The following is an 18,359-nucleotide window of genomic DNA, read 5'->3' as shown; positions in this document are numbered from 1 at the left end:
TTGTGCTACAATAAGCCCTTGGCGTGGGCCGTTAGCTCAATCGGTCAGAGCGGCCGGCTCATAACCGGTTGGTTGCAGGTTCAAGTCCTGCACGGCCCACCAAAGGGGCCCCTTAGGGGCCCTTTCCTTTTGGCAGAATGGAGGGCATGGAGGCCCTGGAAGCTTTCCAGCTCCTGGAGTTGCGCGTGGGCCGGGTGGTGAAGGCGGAGGTCCACGAGAAGGCCCGAAAGCCCAGCTACAAGCTCTGGATTGACCTGGGGCCCCTAGGGGTGAAGCGGAGCTCGGCCCAGATCACCGAGCTCTACACGCCCGAGGGCCTGGTGGGCCGCCTGGTGGTCTGTGCCGTGAACCTGGGCACCCGGGTCATCGGGGGCTTCCCCTCGGAGGTCCTGGTCCTGGGGGTGAAGGACGAGGAGGGCCGGGTGGTCCTCCTCACCCCCGAACGGGAGGTACCCCTGGGGGAGAAGGTCTTCTAGCGGGTCCGGGTCACCTTGCTGAGGTGGCGGGGGCGGTCGGGGTCCTGGCCGCGGGCCTGGGCTAGGGCCTCCGCCAGGGGGTAAAAGGCCTGGGCGAGGAGAAGGGGGGTTAGCTCGGGGGTAAGGGCCACGGGAAGGGCCAAGGGGGTGTGGGCCAGGGCCAAGGCGTCGGGCTCGGGGGAAAGGACCAAAAGGTGAGCCCCCTTAACCCGTAGGCTTTCCAGGGTCCCTAGAACCGTTTCCAGGGCCTCGTCCCTCTGCACCAAAGCCAGCACGGGAAAGCCCTCCTCCAAAAGGGCCTGGGGCCCGTGGAGGAACTCCGCCAGGGAAAGCCCCTCGGCGTGGAGGGCCGCCACCTCCTTGAGCTTTAGGGCCGCCTCGAGGGCCACGGGGAAGGCGAAGCCCCGCCCCAGCACGAAGAGGTTCTCCGCCTCCTCCAAATACCCCAGGTCGCCCTTCGGTTCCAAAGCCCGGTTCAAGGCTTCGGGCAAAGCCGGCAAGGCCTCCCTAAGCCCAGGGCCTTCCAAGAGATGGGCGAGGAGGTGCGCCGTGGCCGCCAACATGGCCAAGAAGCTCTTGGTGGCCGCCACCGCCCTTTCCTCCCCCGCATGGAGGGGGAGGACCACCTCCGCCGCCTTGGCCAAGGGGCTATCCTCCCGGTTCACCAAGGCCACGGTGAGGACGCCCCTTTCCCGGTAGGCCCGCACGGCTTCCAAAAGGTCCGGGCTTTCCCCGCTTTGGCTGTAGGCGAGGAGCAGGGAGGGATGGGGGAGCCTGGGCCGCGCCCGGTACAGGGTGAGGACGGAAGGGGCCAAGGGGAGCACGGGCCACTCCAGGCGGGCCTCGAGGAGGTACTTGGCGAAAAGGGCGGCGTGGTCCGAACTCCCCCGGGCCACGGTGAGGACCAGGGCGGGGGGCCTACGCCGCAGGAAGGCGGCCAAGGCCTTGACCTCCCCCTCGTTCTCCCGAAGGAGCCTCTCCACCACTTTGGGCGCCTCTTCCGCTTCGCGGCGCATGGAGGAAACCATAAGAGCCATTGTAGCCCGGCTACCCTAGCCCCTTCCCGGAAGGGGTGGTATACTTCCACGGATGGACCGCATCGTCATCCGGGGCGCGAGGGAGCACAACCTCAAAAACATCAGCCTCGAGCTCCCCAGGGGAAAATTCATCGTCATCACCGGGGTTTCGGGCTCGGGGAAAAGCACCTTAGCCTTTGACACCATCTACGCCGAGGGGCAACGGCGCTACGTGGAAAGCCTCTCCAGCTACGCCCGCCAGTTCCTCGGGGTCATGGACAAGCCGGAGGTGGAGAGCATCGAAGGCCTCTCCCCCGCCATCTCCATTGACCAGAAGACCACGAGCCACAACCCCCGCTCCACCGTGGGCACGGTGACGGAGATCCACGACTACCTCCGCCTCCTCTTCGCCCGGGTGGGCCAGGCCTACTGCCCCACCTGCGGCCGCCCCATTGAGAAGCAGTCCGCCAGCGAAATCACCGACCGCCTCCTGCAAAAGCCCCAGGGCACCCGGGCCGTCCTCATGGCCCCCCTGGTGCGGGGGAGGAAGGGGGAGTACCGGAAACTCTTCCAACAACTCATGAAGGAGGGATACGCCCGGGTGCGGGTGGACGGGGTGATCTACCTCCTGGAGGAGGCGCAAGGCCTCAACCTGGAGAAGTACGAGAAGCACGACATTGACCTGGTGGTGGACCGGGTGGTCCTCAAGGAGGAGGAACGCCCCCGCATCGCCGAGGCGGTGGAGCTCGCCCTCCTCCGGGGCGAGGGGCTTTTGCGCGTCCTCTACCCCGATACGGGCGAGGAAGAGCTCTACTCGGAAAAGTTCGCCTGCCCCGAACACGGAAGCGTCCTGGAGGAGCTGGAACCCCGCATCTTCTCCTTCAACGCCCCTTACGGGGCCTGCCCCGCCTGCTCGGGGCTTGGGTACAAGCAGGAGTTTGACCCCGAGCTGGTGGTCAACCCCGAGCTTTCCCTGGCGGAAGGGGCCATCCTGCCCTGGGCCCGGGGCCGGGACACGGGGCGGAGCTACCTTTGGGACCGCTTAAGGGCCCTTGCCGAGTACCTGGGCTTTGACCTCAAGACCCCCTTCAAGGACCTGCCGGAGGCGGTGCAACGGGCGGTGCTCTACGGCCTACCCGAGCCCTTTGAGGTGGTCTTCCGCCGGGGGGGGAAGGAGACCTTCCGGGTGGAGGTGCACTACGAAGGGGTCATCCCCTGGTTGGAAAAGCGCTACCAGGAGGCGGAGTCCGAGGGGGTGCGGGAGGCCCTGGAGGGCTTCATGTCCTTAAAGCCTTGCCCGGCCTGCGGGGGCACGCGCTACAAGAAGGAGGTGCTCTCGGTGCGGGTAGGGGGCAAGAACATCGCCGAGGTCTCCGCCTTGCCCGTGCGGGAGGCCTTGGCCTTCTTCCAGGGGCTTGAGGCACACCTCTCCCCCTTCCAGGCCCAGATCGCCCGGCCCATCCTCCGGGAAATCGTGGAGAGGCTCGGCTTCCTGGTGGGGGTGGGCCTGGACTACCTCACCCTGGACCGGGCGGCCAACACCCTCTCGGGGGGAGAGGCGCAACGCATCCGCCTGGCCACCCAGGTGGGGAGCGGCCTCACGGGGGTCCTCTACGTCCTGGACGAACCCTCCATCGGCCTCCACCCCCGGGACAACCAGCGCCTCATCGCCACCCTAAAGCGGCTCCAGGCCCTGGGCAACACCCTCATCGTGGTGGAACACGACGAGGAGACCATGCGGGCCGCCGATTGGATTGTGGACATGGGCCCGGGGGCGGGGATCCACGGGGGGGAGGTGGTGGCCCAAGGACCCTTGGAGGAAATCCTAAACAATCCCCGTAGCCTCACGGGGGCGTACCTGAGGGGCGAAAAGAAAATCCCCGTACCCAAGGAAAGGCGCAAGGGGAACGGCAAGTGGCTCGTCCTCAGGGGTGCCCGGGAGCACAACCTGAAAAACGTCACCCTGCGCATCCCCTTGGGCCGCTTCGTGGCGGTAACGGGGCCCTCGGGAAGCGGCAAGAGCACCCTGATCCACGATGTCCTCTACGCCGCCCTGGCGCAAAGGCTCATGCGGGCCAAGACCACCCCGGGGGCCTACGAGGCCCTGGAGGGCATAGAACACCTGGACAAGGTCATTGAGATTGACCAGTCCCCCATCGGCCGCACCCCCCGCTCCAACCCCGCCACCTACACGGGCATCTTTGACGAGATCCGCGACCTCTTCGCCAAGACCCCGGAGGCCAGGAAGCGAGGCTACGGCCCAGGCCGCTTCTCCTTCAACGTCAAGGGGGGGCGGTGCGAGGCCTGCGGTGGGGACGGCACGGTGAAGATTGAGATGCTCTTCCTGCCCGACCTTTACGTGCCCTGCGAGGTTTGCAAGGGGAAGCGGTACAACAAGGAAACCCTCGAGGTGAAGCTAAGGGGCAAGAGCATCGCCGATGTCCTGGACATGACCGCCGAGGAGGCCCTGGAGTTTTTCCAAAACGTTCCCACCATCGCCCGCAAGCTCCAGCTCATGGTGGACGTGGGGCTCGGCTACATGCGGCTTGGCCAACCTTCCCCCACCCTCTCCGGCGGCGAGGCCCAGCGGATCAAGCTGGCCACGGAGCTCGGGCGCAAGGCCACGGGCCGCACCCTGTACATCCTGGACGAGCCCACCACCGGCCTCCACTTTGAGGACGTGGCCAAGCTTTTGGACGTGCTCCACCGCCTGGTGGAGGCGGGCAACACCGTGGTGGTCATTGAGCACAACCTGGACGTGGTGAAGACGGCGGACTGGGTCATTGACCTGGGCCCCGAGGGCGGGGACCGGGGCGGGGAGATCGTGGCCGAGGGCACCCCGGAGGAGGTGGCCCTTTCGGGAAGCCCCACGGGGGTCTTCCTGGCGCGCATTCCCGAGATCGCCGAAAGGCTTAAAGTGGCGACGGACTAGGCCTGGACGGGTTCCCGCGCCAGCATGCCCTCGAGGGCCAAGGTCAAAAACTTGTCCAGCTCCTCCTCTAGGTCGCGCTTTGGGGTGTAAGCCGCCCAACGCAAGGCCGCCAAGAAGTAAAGGTCCGCCAGGGTGCGCCCCATGCGCTCCAAGGAGAGGTCCTGGCGCACCACCCTCTTCTCCTGCAGGGGTTTCAGGATTTCCGCAATTAGGTCCCCCAAGGGCAGGGCCTGGAAGGCCGCCCGGGCCCGGATGGGGTCCGGGTTTAAAAGCTCGTAGAGGAGCGGAAGGAGTAGGTCCTTCTCCGACTTAGTGAAGGTAGCCAACTCCCGGAAAACGTAGCGCAACACCGCCAAGGGATCCTGCCCCTCAGCCAGCCAGCGCCGAACCTCCTCCCTCAAGAGGTCCAAGAGAAAGCTGCCGTACTCCAAAAGCACCGCCTCTTTGTAGGGGAAATAGTTGAAGAAGGTACCACGGGAAACGTGGGCCGCCTTGGCGATGTCCGCGGCGGTGGTTTCCCGGAAACCCCGCTCGCGGAAAAGCTTCATGGCCGCCTGGAAGATGCGGTCCCGGCGGCGCTTCTTTTGGTACTCCCGGACGGACATGGGCTTAGTGTACTCCAGTTCAAACTCATAGCACAACCGCTTTCTGTGCCCAGTCCGCCAAGGCCGCCAGGAGGGCGAGCCCCCCCTGGGTGGTGTAGACCCGTTCCTCCCGGTGAAAGGGGACTTCCTTCACCCGATAGCCCATCCCCGCTAGCGTACCCGCCACCTCCGGGCAAGCGGCCACCGCCAAGGGAAGCCGGCCCGCCTCGGCCAGGAAAAGATGGGCGTTATGGCCCACGAAGACCGCCTCCAAGCCCTCCCATACCTCCCCCAAAAACGCTAGCCAAGCGGGGTCCTTCGCCGCCCTTTCCGGCCTTCTGGCCCCGGGGATGAGAAGGGCCTTGGGAGGGGGGGCCGCGGGAAAGGCGTACGTGGGGGTCCAGACCGAGCCCGCAAGCCCAGGCGTCCCCTTCCTGCCCTTGGCCACGGTGTAGGCGGGAACCCCCAGGCGGCGGGCCGCCTCGAGGCCTATAGCAGCCTCCAGCTCGGAAAACTCCGGAAGGAGCAGGACCGCAAGCACCCTAGGCCATTATGGCAGAAGGCGGAAGAGGAGCCGGGCCGCCTCGCCCCGGCTTATCCGCCCGTCCCCCGGAACCGGGGCCTCCCCCAGGGCTTGGAGGATCCGGTTCAGAAGGGACCGCTGCAGGGGTTGCTGCAATTCCTCCCGGTACAGCTCCCTGGCCTTGAGGACCACCCTCAGACGCTCCTCAGGCCCCTTGGCCCGGTAGTAGTGTTCCAGGTTGGCCAGAAGGTCGCCTAGCAGCATGGGCTCCGAAAGGCCCAGGCTCCCTTTTAGGTAGTAGGGCCCGGCAAAAAGCCCCCGCCTTAAGAGGCTCACCGCCTCCCGGTAGCCCACGCCACCCGCTTCCACCCGGCCCTTCTCCTTGGAGGAAAGCCGGGCACCCCGCTCCCAAAGCCGCTGGCGCAGGGACTGGAGGGCCCCAGGGCTCGCAGCAAACTCCTGGAAGCTCCCCAAGGGTACCCGTCCCAGGCCCACCTGGGGGGCCAGCCGCAAGCGGGCCACCGCCACGCCCGCCGCCTCCCCCAAGGCCATCTGCAGGGGAACCACCCGGGCGGAAAAGGCCGCCACGTTATCAAACCCCGCCGCCTGGGAAACCACCAGCAGGTTGGCAAGCTCCCTAGGGACAAGGGTGCGGAAGGGAACGCCGTAGGGCGCTGGCGTCCCCAGGAGGTAAGGGGTCTCCCCGGGGAAGTAGGCCTGGCCGTCCAGGGGATAGCCGCCTAGGGCCACCGCATCGGGAAAGTCCTGGCCCAGGAGGACCTCCTCCGCCCGCAAGCGGTAAAGGGCCTTGAGGTGGCGGCTTTCCCGCAGGTAAAGGGCCGGGGCTACCCCGGCCAGGCGGGCGGTGCCGAAGAGCAGGGGGTCCTTCTCCCGCAGAAAGGCCACCACCCGCTCCACCTCCCCCGCCGCCTCCTGCCGCTTGCGCTCCAAATCCCATGGGTCCAACCCTTCCAGGCCGAAAAGGAGGAGGGCGTTCACCAGGAGGGTGCCGTCGTCCTGGCGGGCCAGGTTCAGGCCCCTCAGGGCATAACGGCTTAGGTCCGAGGCCACATACCCCCGCACCAACTCGCCAAAGCCCCAGCCGCTTCGGCCCCAGGCCCCGGCTCCCGTGCGCCGCACCTGTCCCTCGTAGTTGAGGGCCAAAAAGACCGCCCCCCAAGGTACCCCCTCCAGGCGGAAGACCAAGGTGGCGGCCATGGTGCGCCGGTCTAGCCCCGTGTCCTCCCGGCCCAAGGTGAAGGAGGCCCCGGCCCGGAAGGCCAACTCCGCCGTGTCGCTCGCATCCACAAAGTAGGGGGCTTGGTAGGTGGCTTTGGGCGTCTTCAGGGCGAGAATGCGCGCGGCCGCCACCTCTACCCCGTCCAAGGGCTCTTCCAAGCGCACCTCCACCCCCGCTTCCCGCAGCATCCCCAAGAAAACGTCCTCCGCCCGCTTCACGTCAAAGGAAGCCTCGCCCCCCACGAGGCGGTAGAAGGTCCGGAAAAGCCCTCCCTGGAGAAGGCCCTCCCCATCCTTGGCCACGTCCAAGGTGGCGAGCCACCCCTGGGTAAGAACGCCCCCCACGCCCCGGCCGGGTTCCACCAAGGCCACCTTCAGCCCTTCCTGGGCTGCGGCCACCGCCGCCGTGATGCCTTGCGGGGTCGCCCCGTAAACCACCAGGTCGTACTGGGCCCAGACGAGGCCCAAGAGGGTAAGGAGCGCTATACACCTTCGCATGGTCGGCAAAAAAGCCCGGGTTCGCCCCGGGAAGCCCCCAAGCGCCAGGCCCTAGGGAAGGCTACGTTTGGCCTCCTCGTACTCCGCCACCAGGCGGGCCACCACCTCCTTGGCCGAGGGGATGTCCCGAATGAAGGCCACCCCGTGCCCTGCAGAGTAGACCTCCTTCCAGGCCTTCCCCCCGCCTTGGCGGAAGCGCTCCAGGGACTCCTGGAGGAAGTTGGCGGGCACCCCGGTGACCTCGGGGGTGTACTGGATCTCCTCAGGGGTAGCCCGGAGAAGGGCCTCCTTGTACTCCAAAGGCGCCTCGGACTCCAAGGTGGCGATGAACCGGGTGCCGATGTAGGCCCCGTCCCCCAGGGCCAAGGCGGCAAGGAGCTGCCTTCCCGTGGCGATCCCCCCAGCGATCAGGACGGGCACCCCAAGCTCCTCCCTGAGCCAGGGGCCCAGGACGAAGGGGCTCACCACCCCCGCATGCCCCCCGGCTCCCGCCGCCACAGCCACCAGGGCATCGGCCCCCGCCTCCACCGCCTTCCTGCCGTGCCTTAACCCCACCACGTCGCACCAGACCACGCCCCCGTAGGCCTTGACCTTCTCCACCACCCGCGTTGGGTCCCCCAAGGAGGTGACCACCAGGGGGACCTGGCGCTCGGCCACCGCCTGGAGGTCCTCCTCGAGGCGGGGGTTAGCCTTCAGGATCAGGTTCACGCCGAAGGGAACCCCCTCGGGGAAGGTTTCCAAGAACTCCCGAAAGGCGGCGTGGGTGCGGAAGTTGAGGCTAGGGATGACCCCGATGGCCCCCGCCTCGGCCACGGCCAAAAGGAGCCTGGCCCCGGAAACCAAGAACATGGGGGCGGCCACGATGGGGTAGCGGATGCCCAGCATCCTCGTGATGGCAGTCTCCATAGGAGGGATTTTACCCGGTTCAAGGATAATAGGCAGGTGGAACCGGACCGCTCCCTGCGCCTCTCCATCTGGGAAGGAACCCTGGCCGTCCTTTTCCTCAACTGGAGCACCGACGTCCTCGTCATCGGGTACGCCCTGGCCCTAGGGGCCCCGCCCCTGGCCCTGGCCCTCCTGGAGGCCCTGCCCTTTCTCGCCCAACTCACAGCCCCCCTAGCTCCCTTCCTCCGGGGAAGCCAGAAGGCTTGGGCGGTGCGGCTCAACCTGGCCTCCCGCCTCCTCTTCCTGCCCACCCTCCTGGCCCCCTTCTTGCCCGAAGGGCTAAGGATGCCTTGCCTTCTCCTCTTCGCCGCCATCTCCCAGCTCCTCGCCGCCCCGGTGGGGGTGCTCTGGCTTTCCTGGATGGCGGACCTGGTGCCGCAAGAAAGGCGGGGCCGCTACTTCGGCTTCCGAAACGCCCTTCTGGGCCTGGTGGGTACCTTAGGCAACGCCCTGGGCGGCCTGGTGGCGGACACCCTCCCCTCGCCCACGGGGTACCAAGCGGTGCTCCTTTTGGGGGTAGGCGCAGGCCTCCTCTCCGTTTGGGTTTTGCGGTTGCAGACCGAACCCCGAGCGCCTTCCCCCCCTCCGCCCCGCACCGCCTTGCGGGCCGCCTTCCACGACCAGGCCTACCGCCTTTACCTGACCTGCGTCCTCCTCTGGTACGGGGCGGTGATGGTGGGGGGACCCTTCGTGGTCCCTTACTTCGTGCAGGTGGGCGGGCTTTCCATGGCCGAGGTGGGGCTTTGGACCCTCCTCTCCGCCACCTCTGGGCTCCTCTTTGGCCCCCTTTGGGGCCGGCTCGCCGACCGGGAAGGGCACGGCGTGGTCCTCTTCCGGGCGGGCCTAGTGGGGGCCCTGATGCCCGCTTTGTGGCTCCTAGGCTCCCCCACCTTCCCCTGGCCCATCTGGCTTTCCGCTGTGGCCGACGCCCTGGCCTGGAGCGGTCTAAGCACCGCCATGGCCAACGCCGCCCTCGCCCGGGCCCCCGAGGAGGTGCGGGGCGGCTACCTGGCCCTCTTTTGGCTCGCCCTAGGGCTCGGGGGGCTTGCGGGAAGCCTCCTTGCCGGAAGCATCGCCCACTTAGGCGTGGGGCCTAGCCCTTACCACCTGCCCATCCTGGTTTCGTTAGGCCTTCGGCTCCTGGTGGCTTTGGCCTTCCGGCGCCTCTAGGCCTTTCCGCTGCATCTCCCCCCAGACCCCCCGTTTACGCCACACCTGGAAGGTGGCGAGAAAGCGCTCCCAGGCGAGGAGCTGGCGGTAGCCCAAGGCCTCCAGGAACCCCAGGAAGAGGAGCCAAAGCCTGTCCCTTAGCCGGGGGTACCGCTTGAGGAGCAGGGTTTCCATACCCACGGCGAGATGGGAAAGGAGCACCCCATACCCCACCGCCAGGGCCAGGAAGAGCCCCGCCACCTGGGCGTTCAGGAGGCCCAGAAGCCAGAAGACGGGAAGAAGGGCGTAGCCCAGCACCTCCACCACCGGGCCCAAGGCCTCAAAGAGGAAAAAGTAGGGCATGGCCACGAGGCCAAGCCGCCCGTACCGGGGGTTGAAGAGCATGGCCCGGTGGTGCCCAAGCACCTCCCAAAGCCCCCTGTGCCAGCGGTTGCGCTGCTTACGCAAGGTGGCCCAGTCGGCGGGCACCTCCGTGTAGCAGATGGGGTCCGGGGTGTAGAGGATGCGGTACGCCCGCCCCTCCTCCCGGGCGCGGCGGTGCAGGCGCACCACGAGCTCCATGTCCTCCCCCACGGTGTCCGTGCGGTAGCCCCCCACGCGGAGGGCCTCCTCCCGGCGGAACACCCCAAAGGCCCCGGAGATGATGAGGAGAGCATTCATGGCGCTCCAGCCGGCGCGCCCCATAAAGAAGGCCCGGGCGTACTCAATCACCTGCATCTTCTCCAGGAAGCCCCGGGGTAGCCGCATCTCCCTAACCACCCCGCCCCGCACCACGGCCCCGTTCAGGGGCCTTATGGTGCCCCCCACGGCCAAGACCCGGTCGTCCTCCAGGAAAAGCCGGCTCGCCCTGAGGAGGGCCTGGGCGTCCAGGAGGCTATCGGCGTCCACGGCGCAGAAGAGGGGGTAGCGGGCGAAGTTGAGCCCGGCGTTCAGGGCGTCCGCCTTGCCTCCGTTTTCCTTGTCCACCACCAGGAGGTTGGGGTAGAGGAGGGAGCGGTACACCCCCCGCACCGGTTTGCTCGGGAGCACCCGGCGGTAGACCCAGTCCACCGCCACCAGCCGGAAGGCTTCCTTTAGGACCTCGAGGGTCCGGTCCTTGGGCCCGTCCGCCACCACGACCACCTCAAACTCCGGGTAGTGCAGGGCGAGGAAGGAACCCACCGCGGCGGCGATGGTCTTTTCCTCGTTGTAGGTGGGCACCAGGATGGAAACGGGCAGGTAAGCCTCCCGCTCCAAGAGGTCCTTCAGGGCCACCTCGGAAAGCTCCCGGGCGTAACGGGCCACCATGGCGAGGCCGCTTAGGGCGAAGTAAGCGTAAAGTAAGTTCAAAAGGGCAAAGTAGTAGAGGATAAAGACTTGATAGGCGAAAAGAAGCCCAAGAAGCGTCTCCATCACGCCCCCAAAACCTGCTTGGCCATGGCCCGGCCGTAAGGGTCGGGGTGGGCCTCGGCCGCCCGTTCCAGGAGGGCCGGGTTCAAGGCCTTAAGGGCCTCCGCCGCCGCCCGGCGCACGTAGAAGGAGGGGTCGGAGAGGGCCCTCCACAAGGCCCTCCGGGCCAAGGGTTCCCCCAGGAGGGGAAGAAGGCGCACCGCCTGAAGCCGCACGAACTCCTCCTCCGCCTCCAAGGCGGCGAGCACCGCCTCCTCGTGCCCCAAAGGAGGGTATTCCAGGCGCCAAAGGGCCCGCATGGCCGCCGCCCGCACCTCGGGGTCCGGGTGGTGGAGAAACGCTAGGGCCTCCTCCGCCAGGCTGTGGAGCTTGAGCCGGCCCAGGGCCTCCAAGGCCGCCCCCACCTCCTCCCTTCCCCCCGCTTTCAGAAGGCGCCGCACCACCGGCTCCGCCCGGCCCTCCAAGAGGAGGAGGACCTCCAAGAGCGCCCCCCGAGGGAGCGCCGCCCGCAACAAGGCCTCGGCGAAGGCCTCCAGGTCCTGCTCCCCCACGAGGCGGGCCCCCGACCGGGCGGCCGCCAGGCGCAGCACGGGGTCCGGGTGGGCCAGGTAGGGGAGGACGAGGGGAAAGGCCTCGGGTAGGCGGGCCTGGGCCAGGGCGTCCAGGGCCTCGAGGCGGCGGGCCCGGGAAGCGAGGGGGCCCTTCAAGGCCCTTTCCCAACGGGGTAAGCCCAGGCGGAGCCAGGGAAGGAGGGCTTGGCCCAAATCCCCTTTCAGGCTCTCCCTTAAGGCCAAAAGGGCGGCGAAGGCCTCCTTGGGCCAAGGAAAAGGAGGCGGACTTCCCCCCTCCAGGAGGGCCTGGGCGAAGCGCTCCAGGTATCTTTCCCGGAGTCTTTCCTCCTGGCCTTCCCGCCAAGCGGTGTAGGCGTGGTAGAGGAGGGCATAGGCCCCCAGGAGGACAAGGGCGAGCCCGGTGAGGGCGAGGCCAAGGAGAAGGGCGCCCAGCGTTTCCCCATACCCAAGAAGGCCAAAGAGGCGCGCCGTAAGGGTGAGGACCAGATACCCCAAGGCCAGGGCCTCGAGGAGGACCACCAGGAAGACCACCAGGGCGTAAAGCCCCTCACCGGGACGCCACATACCGCTCCAAGCGAAGGACCAGCTCTTTTGGGCTAAAGGGCTTGGTCAGGTAGTCCTGCGCCCCCGCCCGCAGGGCCTCCAACACGTGGTGCTCCTGCCTTAGGCCCGAAAGGACCAGCACCGGGGTCCGCTTCCCCAGGGTCCCGCGCAGGTGGCGCAGGAGGTTCAGACCGAACCCCCCGGGGAGGTTCAGGTCCAAAAGGATGGCGTCCCAGTCTTCCCCCAAAACCGCCAGGGCTGAGGGGTAGTCCCGGACCAGGTGGGGCTGGAAGCCCTCCCGCTTAAGGGCAAGCTCCAGGACCTTGGCCACGGCGGGGTCATCCTCCACCACCAAAACCCGGGCCACGGAGGCCATTTTATTCCCCGGATAGGCGCTCCAGAAGGGCCCGCACCTCGGGGTCGGGGTTGCGGCGAAGCTCCTCCGCAAGGAGGCGCCGGGCCTCCTCCTTCTTGCCCACCTCCAGCAGGGCCTTGGCCAGGGTGAAGCGGGCCAAGGGGTAGTCGGGCTTTAGGGAAAGCACCTGCCGGGCCAAAAGCTCCGCCTCCCTGGCCCGCCCTAGGGCCAAGACCACCTCAGCGAGGCCCCAGCGGGCATCCAGGTTGCCCGGATCCTCGGCCAACACCTGGCGGTAGCTCTCCTCCGCCTCGGCATAGCGGCCCATATGGTAAAGGAGCCGCCCGTAGCGCACGCGGATATCGGGGCTATCCAAGAGGGCCAAGGCCCGCTCGTATAGGGGCTTGGCCTCGGCGTGGCGGCCTTGGAGGTAGAGGGCGAAGGCCAATTCCCCAAGGGCCTCGGCGTCGTCGGGAAAGACGGCCACCGCCCTGCGCAAGAAGGCTTCCGCCCCAGCGGGGTCCTTGGGCAAGCGCCTTTTACCCTGGTACAAGCTATACCGCTCCCGAAAGGGTACGGGGTCCGAAGGGTAGCCCAAAAGCCCCGCCTCGTCCAGGGCGAAAGCCCGCACCTGGCTTAAGCGGTCCGCCTCGGGCAGGTAGCGGAAAAACCCTTCCTCTGTCCGGGCGGAAAGGAGCACCTTTTCCCCGCTCCGCACCTCCACGAAAAAGCCCCTCGCCCCTTCCGGGCCCAAGAGGCGGAAGACCACCTCTCCCCCCTCCCCCGGCGCCGGCCGCACCAGGGGAGCGGGGAGGAGTTTCCGCCGCACCCCCGTGCCCAAAACCGCCCCCTCCCCGGCGGGCAGGGCCTCCCGGCCCAGGGAAAGCCGCCCCTGGTAGAGGGAAACCCTACTCCGCTCCTCCCGGGAAAGGCGCAGGTGGGTGCCCGTGGGCCTTAGCTCCCCCTCGGGGGTGGCGAAGGCGAGGCTTGCGTTCCCCTCCCGCACCGCCTCCACCCCGCCCCTTTCCAAGGCCACCCTTACCCGCTCCCCCCCACCCCAGAGGCTCCGCCAACGCCGGGCCTCCCCTTGCGCATCGGGGCTAAAGGCGAGCTCCAGCCCCTTAAGCCGCACCACCTCCCCCGCCGGCACCTCCCCAAAGGCCCGGGAGCCCAAGGGAGCGGGGTAAACGGGAAGCCGGGCCAGGGCGATGAGGGCCAGCATGAGGAGAAGAAGCCTCCCCACGGGAGCCCGCTGCCCAGGCCGGGGCCGGGGGAGGAGGAGCAGGAAGGTGCTCCCCCGGCCCAGGCGGCTTTTCAGGCGCACCTCTCCCCCATGGGCCTCGAGGACCCGCTTCACCAAGGCGAGGCCCAGCCCCGTCCCCTCCGCCTCCCCCCGGGTGGAGGCCCGGAAAAAGGGTTCAAAGACCTTCTCCGCCTCCTCCTCGGGTATGCCAGGCCCGGTATCGCTTATGGCTATGCCGTAGCGGTCCGCGCCCGCAAGAAGCCGCACGGAAACCCTTCCCCCTTCTGGGGTGTACTTGACGGCGTTGCTCAGGACGTTGAGGATCGCCTGGTAGAGCCAGTCCCGGTCCCCGTAGACCCAAGCCTCCCGCCGGGGCAGGGAAAGGCGGATGGCCAGGCCCTTTCTGCGGGCCAGGGGGCGCACCTCCTCCACCGCCTGCAAGAGGAGGGCCTTCAGGTCCACCCGCTCGGACTTAAGCCGCACCCCCTGGCCCAGGCTCAGGTACTCCTGGGCCCGTTGCAAAAGCTCCCGGATACGCCGGGCGGAGCGCTCGGCGATCTCCAGAAGCTCCAAAGCCTCTTCCGGCAGGCCCTCGGTCTCCCGGAGAAGCTCCAAAGCCCCCAAGACGCTCATGAGGGGGTTTTTTATCTCGTGGAGGAGTAGGCCAAGGAGCCTCGCCGTCTCCCCCTGTGCCTTAAGCAGGGCCAGCTCCCTTTCCCGAAGCTCCCAAAGCTCCCGAAACGCCCGAAGGAGGAGGCGCAGGGCCTCCTGGACCTGGGGCGAGGGAGGCCTACCCTCCCAGTAAAGGGCCAGGTCCCCCTCCTCCCAAAGCTTCTCCCCCCGCAGGGGGGGCTCGGGCAACACCTCCCCCCGGAAGGCCACCCGCACCGGGTACCGGCGCAAAAGCTCGGCCAAAAAGGCTAGGTCCGTGGGGGGGTGCTCTTGGAGCATCGTCCTCAGCCTAGCCCGAAGGTTTGAAGGGGATGTGAAGGCCTAGGGCTTTGGGGCCATGACCACCAGGAGGAGGGCGGGGCTTGCCGACTGGTTCCGCACCCCGTGGGGCTCGCCTTCCCTGGCCCGCACAGCCATCCCCGGGGCCAAAAGGGCCTCCTCCTCCCCCACCTGCACCACCACCTCCCCCTCCAGCACCAAGTAGACCTTGTCCGCCCCCGCATGGGCGTGCACCTTCTGGGCCTGGCCAGGGAGGAGGGCGTAGAGGTCGTAGAGCAGGTATGGCGAGTCAAATACGGGGATCTTCACCATCTTCTCCTGGCTGTAGCGGGCCAGCCGCTTGAGGTCCCGGATTTCCATGGGCCCCAGTCTACTTGACGAAGCCCTTTTGGGGCACTACACTAACCTTTGCGCGCCGGGGAGTAGCGCAGCCTGGTAGCGCACACGCTTGGGGTGCGTGTGGTCGTCGGTTCAAATCCGGCCTCCCCGACCAAAAAAGGCCCCGCCCAAAGGCGGGGCCATGGTTTATTCCAAGACCTCGCGCAAAGCCCGAAGGTTATCCGCCACGGGCCTCCCGTTGAAAAGGGCGCTACCCACCACCGCCACATCGGCACCCGCTTGGTATACCTCTCCCACGGTCCTCGCATTCACCCCCCCATCCACCTCAATGAGGCAGCCGGGGTTTAGGCGGTCCCTAAGGGCTTTCAACCCCCGGATCCGCTCGGTGGAAGTGGGGATGTACCGTTGCCCGCCAAACCCCGGGTTCACGGTCATGAGGAGGGCCAGGTCCAGGTAGGGCAAAAGGGGCTCAAAGGCCTGGAGGGGGGTTCCGGGGTTGATGGCGAGGCCGGCCTTTTTGCCCAAATCCTTGATGCGCTCCACCGCCCGATGGGGGTGGTAGGTGGCCTCCACGTGCACGGTGATGTGGTCCGCCCCTGCGTGGGCGAAGTCCTCCAGGTAGCGCTCGGGGTGCACGATCATGAGGTGCACGTCCAGAGGTAAAGCCGTGACCCGGCGCACCGCCTCCACCAGGATGGGGCCAAAGGTCAGGTTGGGCACGAACACCCCGTCCATCACGTCCAGGTGGATCCAGTCCACCCCCGCCCTTTCCGCCTCCTGGATCTCCTCCCTCAACCTACCGAAATCAGCCGTGAGAATAGAAGCGGCGAAATGCACGAAAAAACTATACCCCCTCCTTAGCGGCGCACCCACCGGTACGCCAAGGCCAAAGCCAAAATCATCAGGGAAAGCAGGAGAAGTTCAGCCAAAACCGCCTGAAAACCCGGATGGTCCAGGGAAAAGGGAAACTTCTGGAGCCCTTCGGCTGTCACCACCAAGATGCGCCGTACCCCCGCAATCACCCCGATGATAAGGAAGGGTTCCACCTGAAGCTGACCCTCCTTGGCAAAACGCACCAAGGTGTAGAGGATTTCCGCCATCATCAAGGCAAGGAGAACGCGATCCAAAAGAAAAACGGCCAGCTTGCCCCCTTCACCGCCCAGGAGAAGCGCAACCCCCTCCACCACCGCCATGGCCAAAAGGTAGGCTGCACCCAAAACAACCAATATCCCCGCGAAGAGATAAATGACCGCCTCCGCGCGGGGAAAAAAGCGGTAAAACCCCTCCATGAGGAAAGGGTAACCCCGAGGACACCCCTTGCCCAGGAGGGAAAAGCTCGTGTGATTACACCAGCTCTAGAAGGACTTCCGCCACCCGCTCCGGCGTAAAGCCCAGGCGCTCGTAGACCTCAGGGTAGGGGGCGCTCGCCCCAAAGCGGTCCAGGCCCACCACCCTGTGGGCGTACCGCTCCCATCCCAAGGAAGCCCCCGCCTCCACCGCCACCACGGGAAGGCCTGGGGGTAAGACCGCTTTGCGGTATTCCTCGGGCTGGGCCTCAAAGAGCTCCAGGCAAGGCAGGCTTACCACCCGCACCCCAACGCCCCGCTCCCCTAGGAGTTCCTTAGCCTTCAAAGCCAGGTGGACCTCGCTCCCCGTGGCCAAAATCACCCCTTGGGGCTTCTCGGCGTCTTCCAGAACGTACCCGCCCCGCAAAAGTCCCTTGGCCTTCTCGGGGGAAAGGAGGGGCACCGCCTGCCGGGTGAGGACCAAGGCGGTGGGGCCTTCCTTCCGCCTTAGGGCCACCTGCCAGGCGTAGAAGGTCTCGTAGGCGTCGGCAGGGCGGATCACCCAAAGCCCCGGCATGGCCCTCAGGCCCATTAGGTGCTCCACGGGCTGGTGGGTGGGCCCGTCCTCCCCCAGGGCGATGGAGTCGTGGGTGAAGACGAAGACCGTGGGGGTTCCCATAAGGGCGGCGAGGCGGATGGCAGGGCGCATATAGTCGGAGAAGACCAAGAAGGTGCCCCCGTAGGCCCGGTAGCCCCCGTGGAGGTTAAGCCCATTGAGGATGGCCCCCATGCCGTGCTCCCGCACCCCAAAGCGCAGGTAGCGGCCCGTGGGGTTTTGCGGGGAGAAGTCCTCCATACCCTGGGCCTTGGTGTTGTTGGAAGGGGTAAGGTCGGCGCTACCCCCCAAGAGTTCGGGCATACGGGGAGCGAGGAGGTCCAGGACCTTGCCGCTTGCCGCCCGGGTGGCGAGGGGCTTGTCAAAGGCGGGAGGCTCCTCCGGCAAGGGGGGAAGCTCCCCACGGAGGCGCCGAAGAAGCTCTTGGTAGAGCTCGGGGTACGCCTTGGCGTAGGCCTCCATCGCCCCCTCCCAAGCCTCCTGCCAGGCCCGCCCCTGGGCGCGCAGGTCCATGTGCCGGTAAACCTCCTCGGGCACCACAAAGGGCGGGTAGGGCCAGCCCAGGTTCTTGCGGGTGGCCTCCACCGCCTCCGGGCCCAAGGGCTCCCCATGGGCCTTGGGGGAGTCTTGCTTGGGAGAGCCGTAGCCGATGTGGCTCCGCACGGCGATGAGGCTGGGGCGCTCGTCCAGTTGGGCAAGCCTGAGGGCGTGGCGGAGAGCGTTCAGGTCGTTGGCATCCTCCACCCTTAGGGTCTGCCAGCCGTAGGCGCGGTAGCGCAGGAGGACGTCCTCCTTAAAGGCCAGGTCCGTGGGGCCGTCTATGGAGATGCGGTTATCGTCCCAAAAGACGATGAGCTTGGAAAGCCCCCACTGCCCCGCCAAGGAGCTCGCCTCCCCCGAAACCCCTTCCATCAGGTCCCCGTCGGAGGCCAGCACGTAGGTGTAGTGGTCCACCACGGTGTGCCCAGGGCGGTTGAACTCGGCGGCGAGCTTCTTCTCCGCCAGGGCCAGGCCCACCGCCGTGGAAATCCCCTGGCCCAAGGGCCCCGTGGTCACCTCCACCCCTGGGGTGTGCCCCCGCTCGGGGTGGCCTGGGGTCTTGGAGCCCCACTGGCGGAAGCGCTGGATTTCCTCTAGGGGGAGATCGTACCCCGTGAGGTGGAGGGCGGCGTAAAGGAGCATGGACCCGTGGCCGGCGGAAAGGACGAACCGGTCCCGGTTGGGCCAGGTGGGGTCCAGGGGGTTGTGCCGCATCACCTCCCGGAAGAGGAGGTAGGCCAAGGGGGCCATGGCCATAGGCATCCCCGGGTGGCCGCTTTTGGCCTTTTCCACAGCATCCATCGCCAGGAAACGGATGGCGTTCACGGATAGGGCGGTGAGGTCCTGGGTCTTGGTCATGTTCCCTCCAGGGTAGGCTTCCCCGAGCCAAAGCGCAAGGAAGCCTGGGGCGTTGGCGCATAAAGGGGGACTTATGAAAACCCCCTTATCCCCCGCGAAAGACTATACCGGACCCCGGGCGGTTGCCATGGCCTCCAAGGGGTGCTAAAATCCCAAGGGCGTGGGCGCCCGTAGCTCAGCAGGATAGAGCGGGGGCTTCCTAAGCCCTAGGTCGGGGGTTCGAATCCCTCCGGGCGCACCAGCACCAGGACGCAATCCTCCCGCCCACGGAAGCGTGGGCGGGG

At 67.1% G+C, this 18,359-nt stretch carries 16 protein-coding genes and 3 tRNA genes; 6 read left to right on the top strand and 13 right to left on the bottom strand.

The genetic code is table 11. The annotated features are described in order from the left end of the window. Positions 1 to 25 precede the first annotated feature (25 nt). Positions 26 to 102 (top strand) — tRNA-Ile (locus A0O31_RS09080). A gap of 44 nt (positions 103 to 146) precedes the next feature. After that, positions 147 to 476, top strand: a complete 330-nt coding sequence (locus A0O31_RS09075; RefSeq protein WP_071677960.1) for a tRNA-binding protein — start codon at positions 147 to 149, stop codon at positions 474 to 476. Here A0O31_RS09075 and A0O31_RS09070 read toward each other — a convergent pair. After that, the gene (locus A0O31_RS09070) at positions 473 to 1,504 is read right to left on the bottom strand and encodes an SIS domain-containing protein (protein ID WP_071677580.1); all 1,032 of its coding nucleotides are present in this window, start codon (positions 1,502 to 1,504) and stop codon (positions 473 to 475) included. The genes A0O31_RS09075 and A0O31_RS09070 overlap by 4 nt on opposite strands. 61 nt (positions 1,505 to 1,565) lie before the next feature. Here A0O31_RS09070 and uvrA point away from each other — a divergent pair, with 61 nt between their 5' ends. Beyond that, on the top strand, positions 1,566 to 4,424 hold the full coding sequence (gene uvrA, locus A0O31_RS09065) for an excinuclease ABC subunit UvrA (RefSeq protein WP_071677579.1): 2,859 nt from the start codon (positions 1,566 to 1,568) through the stop codon (positions 4,422 to 4,424). Here uvrA and A0O31_RS09060 read toward each other — a convergent pair. From A0O31_RS09060 to A0O31_RS09045, 4 genes are read right to left on the bottom strand one after another with little or no spacing between them, the layout of a single operon-like run. Next, on the bottom strand, positions 4,421 to 5,029 hold the full coding sequence (locus A0O31_RS09060; RefSeq protein ID WP_071677578.1) for a TetR/AcrR family transcriptional regulator: 609 nt from the start codon (positions 5,027 to 5,029) through the stop codon (positions 4,421 to 4,423). The two genes, uvrA and A0O31_RS09060, sit on opposite strands and share 4 nt — an antisense overlap. Before the next feature lie 25 nt (positions 5,030 to 5,054). Beyond that, a complete protein-coding gene (locus A0O31_RS09055; protein ID WP_071677577.1) occupies positions 5,055 to 5,549 on the bottom strand; it encodes a DJ-1/PfpI family protein in 495 nt (164 codons plus the stop codon). Between the two features lie 9 nt (positions 5,550 to 5,558). After that, the gene (locus tag A0O31_RS09050) at positions 5,559 to 7,268 is read right to left on the bottom strand and encodes an FAD-dependent oxidoreductase (RefSeq protein WP_071677576.1); all 1,710 of its coding nucleotides are present in this window, start codon (positions 7,266 to 7,268) and stop codon (positions 5,559 to 5,561) included. A gap of 51 nt (positions 7,269 to 7,319) precedes the next feature. Next, complete coding sequence (locus A0O31_RS09045) at positions 7,320 to 8,174, bottom strand: NAD(P)H-dependent flavin oxidoreductase (RefSeq protein ID WP_071677575.1); 855 nt, start codon at positions 8,172 to 8,174, stop codon at positions 7,320 to 7,322. Between the two features lie 36 nt (positions 8,175 to 8,210). Between A0O31_RS09045 and A0O31_RS09040 the strand changes: the two genes are divergently transcribed. After that, complete coding sequence (locus tag A0O31_RS09040; RefSeq protein WP_071677574.1) at positions 8,211 to 9,383, top strand: MFS transporter; 1,173 nt, start codon at positions 8,211 to 8,213, stop codon at positions 9,381 to 9,383. On the opposite strand, the gene A0O31_RS09035 is transcribed toward A0O31_RS09040, so the two are convergent. From A0O31_RS09035 to A0O31_RS09015, 5 genes are read right to left on the bottom strand one after another with little or no spacing between them, the layout of a single operon-like run. Further along, positions 9,339 to 10,775, bottom strand: coding sequence for a glycosyltransferase family 2 protein (locus A0O31_RS09035; protein ID WP_071677573.1), 1,437 nt, complete (start codon positions 10,773 to 10,775; stop codon positions 9,339 to 9,341). The genes A0O31_RS09040 and A0O31_RS09035 overlap by 45 nt on opposite strands. Beyond that, the gene (locus tag A0O31_RS09030) at positions 10,775 to 11,908 is read right to left on the bottom strand and encodes a HEAT repeat domain-containing protein (protein WP_071677572.1); all 1,134 of its coding nucleotides are present in this window, start codon (positions 11,906 to 11,908) and stop codon (positions 10,775 to 10,777) included. Before A0O31_RS09030 ends, A0O31_RS09035 begins: the two co-directional genes overlap by 1 nt. Then, complete coding sequence (locus tag A0O31_RS09025; RefSeq protein WP_237258994.1) at positions 11,892 to 12,254, bottom strand: response regulator transcription factor; 363 nt, start codon at positions 12,252 to 12,254, stop codon at positions 11,892 to 11,894. The genes A0O31_RS09030 and A0O31_RS09025 overlap by 17 nt, the downstream gene beginning before the upstream one ends. A 10-nt stretch (positions 12,255 to 12,264) precedes the next feature. Then, positions 12,265 to 14,436 (bottom strand): ATP-binding protein, encoded by a 2,172-nt coding sequence (locus A0O31_RS09020; RefSeq protein ID WP_071677570.1) that lies wholly within the window; start codon positions 14,434 to 14,436, stop codon positions 12,265 to 12,267. A 42-nt stretch (positions 14,437 to 14,478) separates the two neighbouring features. Next, positions 14,479 to 14,796 (bottom strand): cupin domain-containing protein, encoded by a 318-nt coding sequence (locus A0O31_RS09015; protein WP_071677569.1) that lies wholly within the window; start codon positions 14,794 to 14,796, stop codon positions 14,479 to 14,481. 56 nt (positions 14,797 to 14,852) lie between these two features. On the opposite strand from A0O31_RS09015, the gene A0O31_RS09010 reads away from it, so the two are divergent. Next, positions 14,853 to 14,929: transfer RNA gene (locus tag A0O31_RS09010), tRNA-Pro, on the top strand. A gap of 32 nt (positions 14,930 to 14,961) precedes the next feature. Here the strand turns inward: A0O31_RS09010 and rpe are convergent. The 3 genes from rpe to tkt are packed head-to-tail and all read right to left on the bottom strand — an operon-like array spanning position 14,962 to position 18,075. After that, positions 14,962 to 15,612 carry a ribulose-phosphate 3-epimerase gene (rpe, locus tag A0O31_RS09005; RefSeq protein WP_071677568.1) on the bottom strand — a complete coding sequence of 217 codons (651 nt, stop codon included), beginning with the start codon at positions 15,610 to 15,612 and terminating at the stop codon, positions 14,962 to 14,964. Positions 15,613 to 15,632: 20 nt separating this feature from the next. Further along, positions 15,633 to 16,064, bottom strand: coding sequence for a phosphate-starvation-inducible PsiE family protein (locus tag A0O31_RS09000; protein WP_071677567.1), 432 nt, complete (start codon positions 16,062 to 16,064; stop codon positions 15,633 to 15,635). Between the two features lie 55 nt (positions 16,065 to 16,119). Beyond that, positions 16,120 to 18,075: a transketolase gene (tkt, locus tag A0O31_RS08995; RefSeq protein WP_071677566.1), complete on the bottom strand. Its 1,956-nt coding sequence runs from the start codon at positions 18,073 to 18,075 to the stop codon at positions 16,120 to 16,122. A 164-nt stretch (positions 18,076 to 18,239) separates the two neighbouring features. Between tkt and A0O31_RS08990 the strand changes: the two genes are divergently transcribed. Then, positions 18,240 to 18,316, top strand: a tRNA-Arg gene (locus A0O31_RS08990). The last annotated feature ends 43 nt before the right edge of the window (positions 18,317 to 18,359 follow it).

Origin of the sequence: Thermus brockianus, assembly GCF_001880325.1 — a bacterium.
GTDB lineage: Bacteria > Deinococcota > Deinococci > Deinococcales > Thermaceae > Thermus > Thermus brockianus.
Note: the sequence above shows the minus strand (reverse complement) of the source record. Positions and strands in the feature narration are given on the sequence as shown.

Coding starts and splice junctions, on each gene's coding strand:
- A0O31_RS09015 (WP_071677569.1), bottom strand. CDS start 14,796: ATGGAAATCCGGGACCTCAAGCGGCTGGCCCGCTACAGCCAGGAGAAG.
- A0O31_RS09075 (WP_071677960.1), top strand. CDS start 147: ATGGAGGCCCTGGAAGCTTTCCAGCTCCTGGAGTTGCGCGTGGGCCGG.
- A0O31_RS09050 (WP_071677576.1), bottom strand. CDS start 7,268: ATGCGAAGGTGTATAGCGCTCCTTACCCTCTTGGGCCTCGTCTGGGCC.
- tkt (WP_071677566.1), bottom strand. CDS start 18,075: ATGACCAAGACCCAGGACCTCACCGCCCTATCCGTGAACGCCATCCGT.
- A0O31_RS09060 (WP_071677578.1), bottom strand. CDS start 5,029: ATGTCCGTCCGGGAGTACCAAAAGAAGCGCCGCCGGGACCGCATCTTC.
- A0O31_RS09035 (WP_071677573.1), bottom strand. CDS start 10,775: ATGGAGACGCTTCTTGGGCTTCTTTTCGCCTATCAAGTCTTTATCCTC.
- uvrA (WP_071677579.1), top strand. CDS start 1,566: ATGGACCGCATCGTCATCCGGGGCGCGAGGGAGCACAACCTCAAAAAC.
- A0O31_RS09070 (WP_071677580.1), bottom strand. CDS start 1,504: ATGGTTTCCTCCATGCGCCGCGAAGCGGAAGAGGCGCCCAAAGTGGTG.
- A0O31_RS09000 (WP_071677567.1), bottom strand. CDS start 16,064: ATGGAGGGGTTTTACCGCTTTTTTCCCCGCGCGGAGGCGGTCATTTAT.
- A0O31_RS09030 (WP_071677572.1), bottom strand. CDS start 11,908: ATGTGGCGTCCCGGTGAGGGGCTTTACGCCCTGGTGGTCTTCCTGGTG.
- A0O31_RS09020 (WP_071677570.1), bottom strand. CDS start 14,436: ATGCTCCAAGAGCACCCCCCCACGGACCTAGCCTTTTTGGCCGAGCTT.
- A0O31_RS09045 (WP_071677575.1), bottom strand. CDS start 8,174: ATGGAGACTGCCATCACGAGGATGCTGGGCATCCGCTACCCCATCGTG.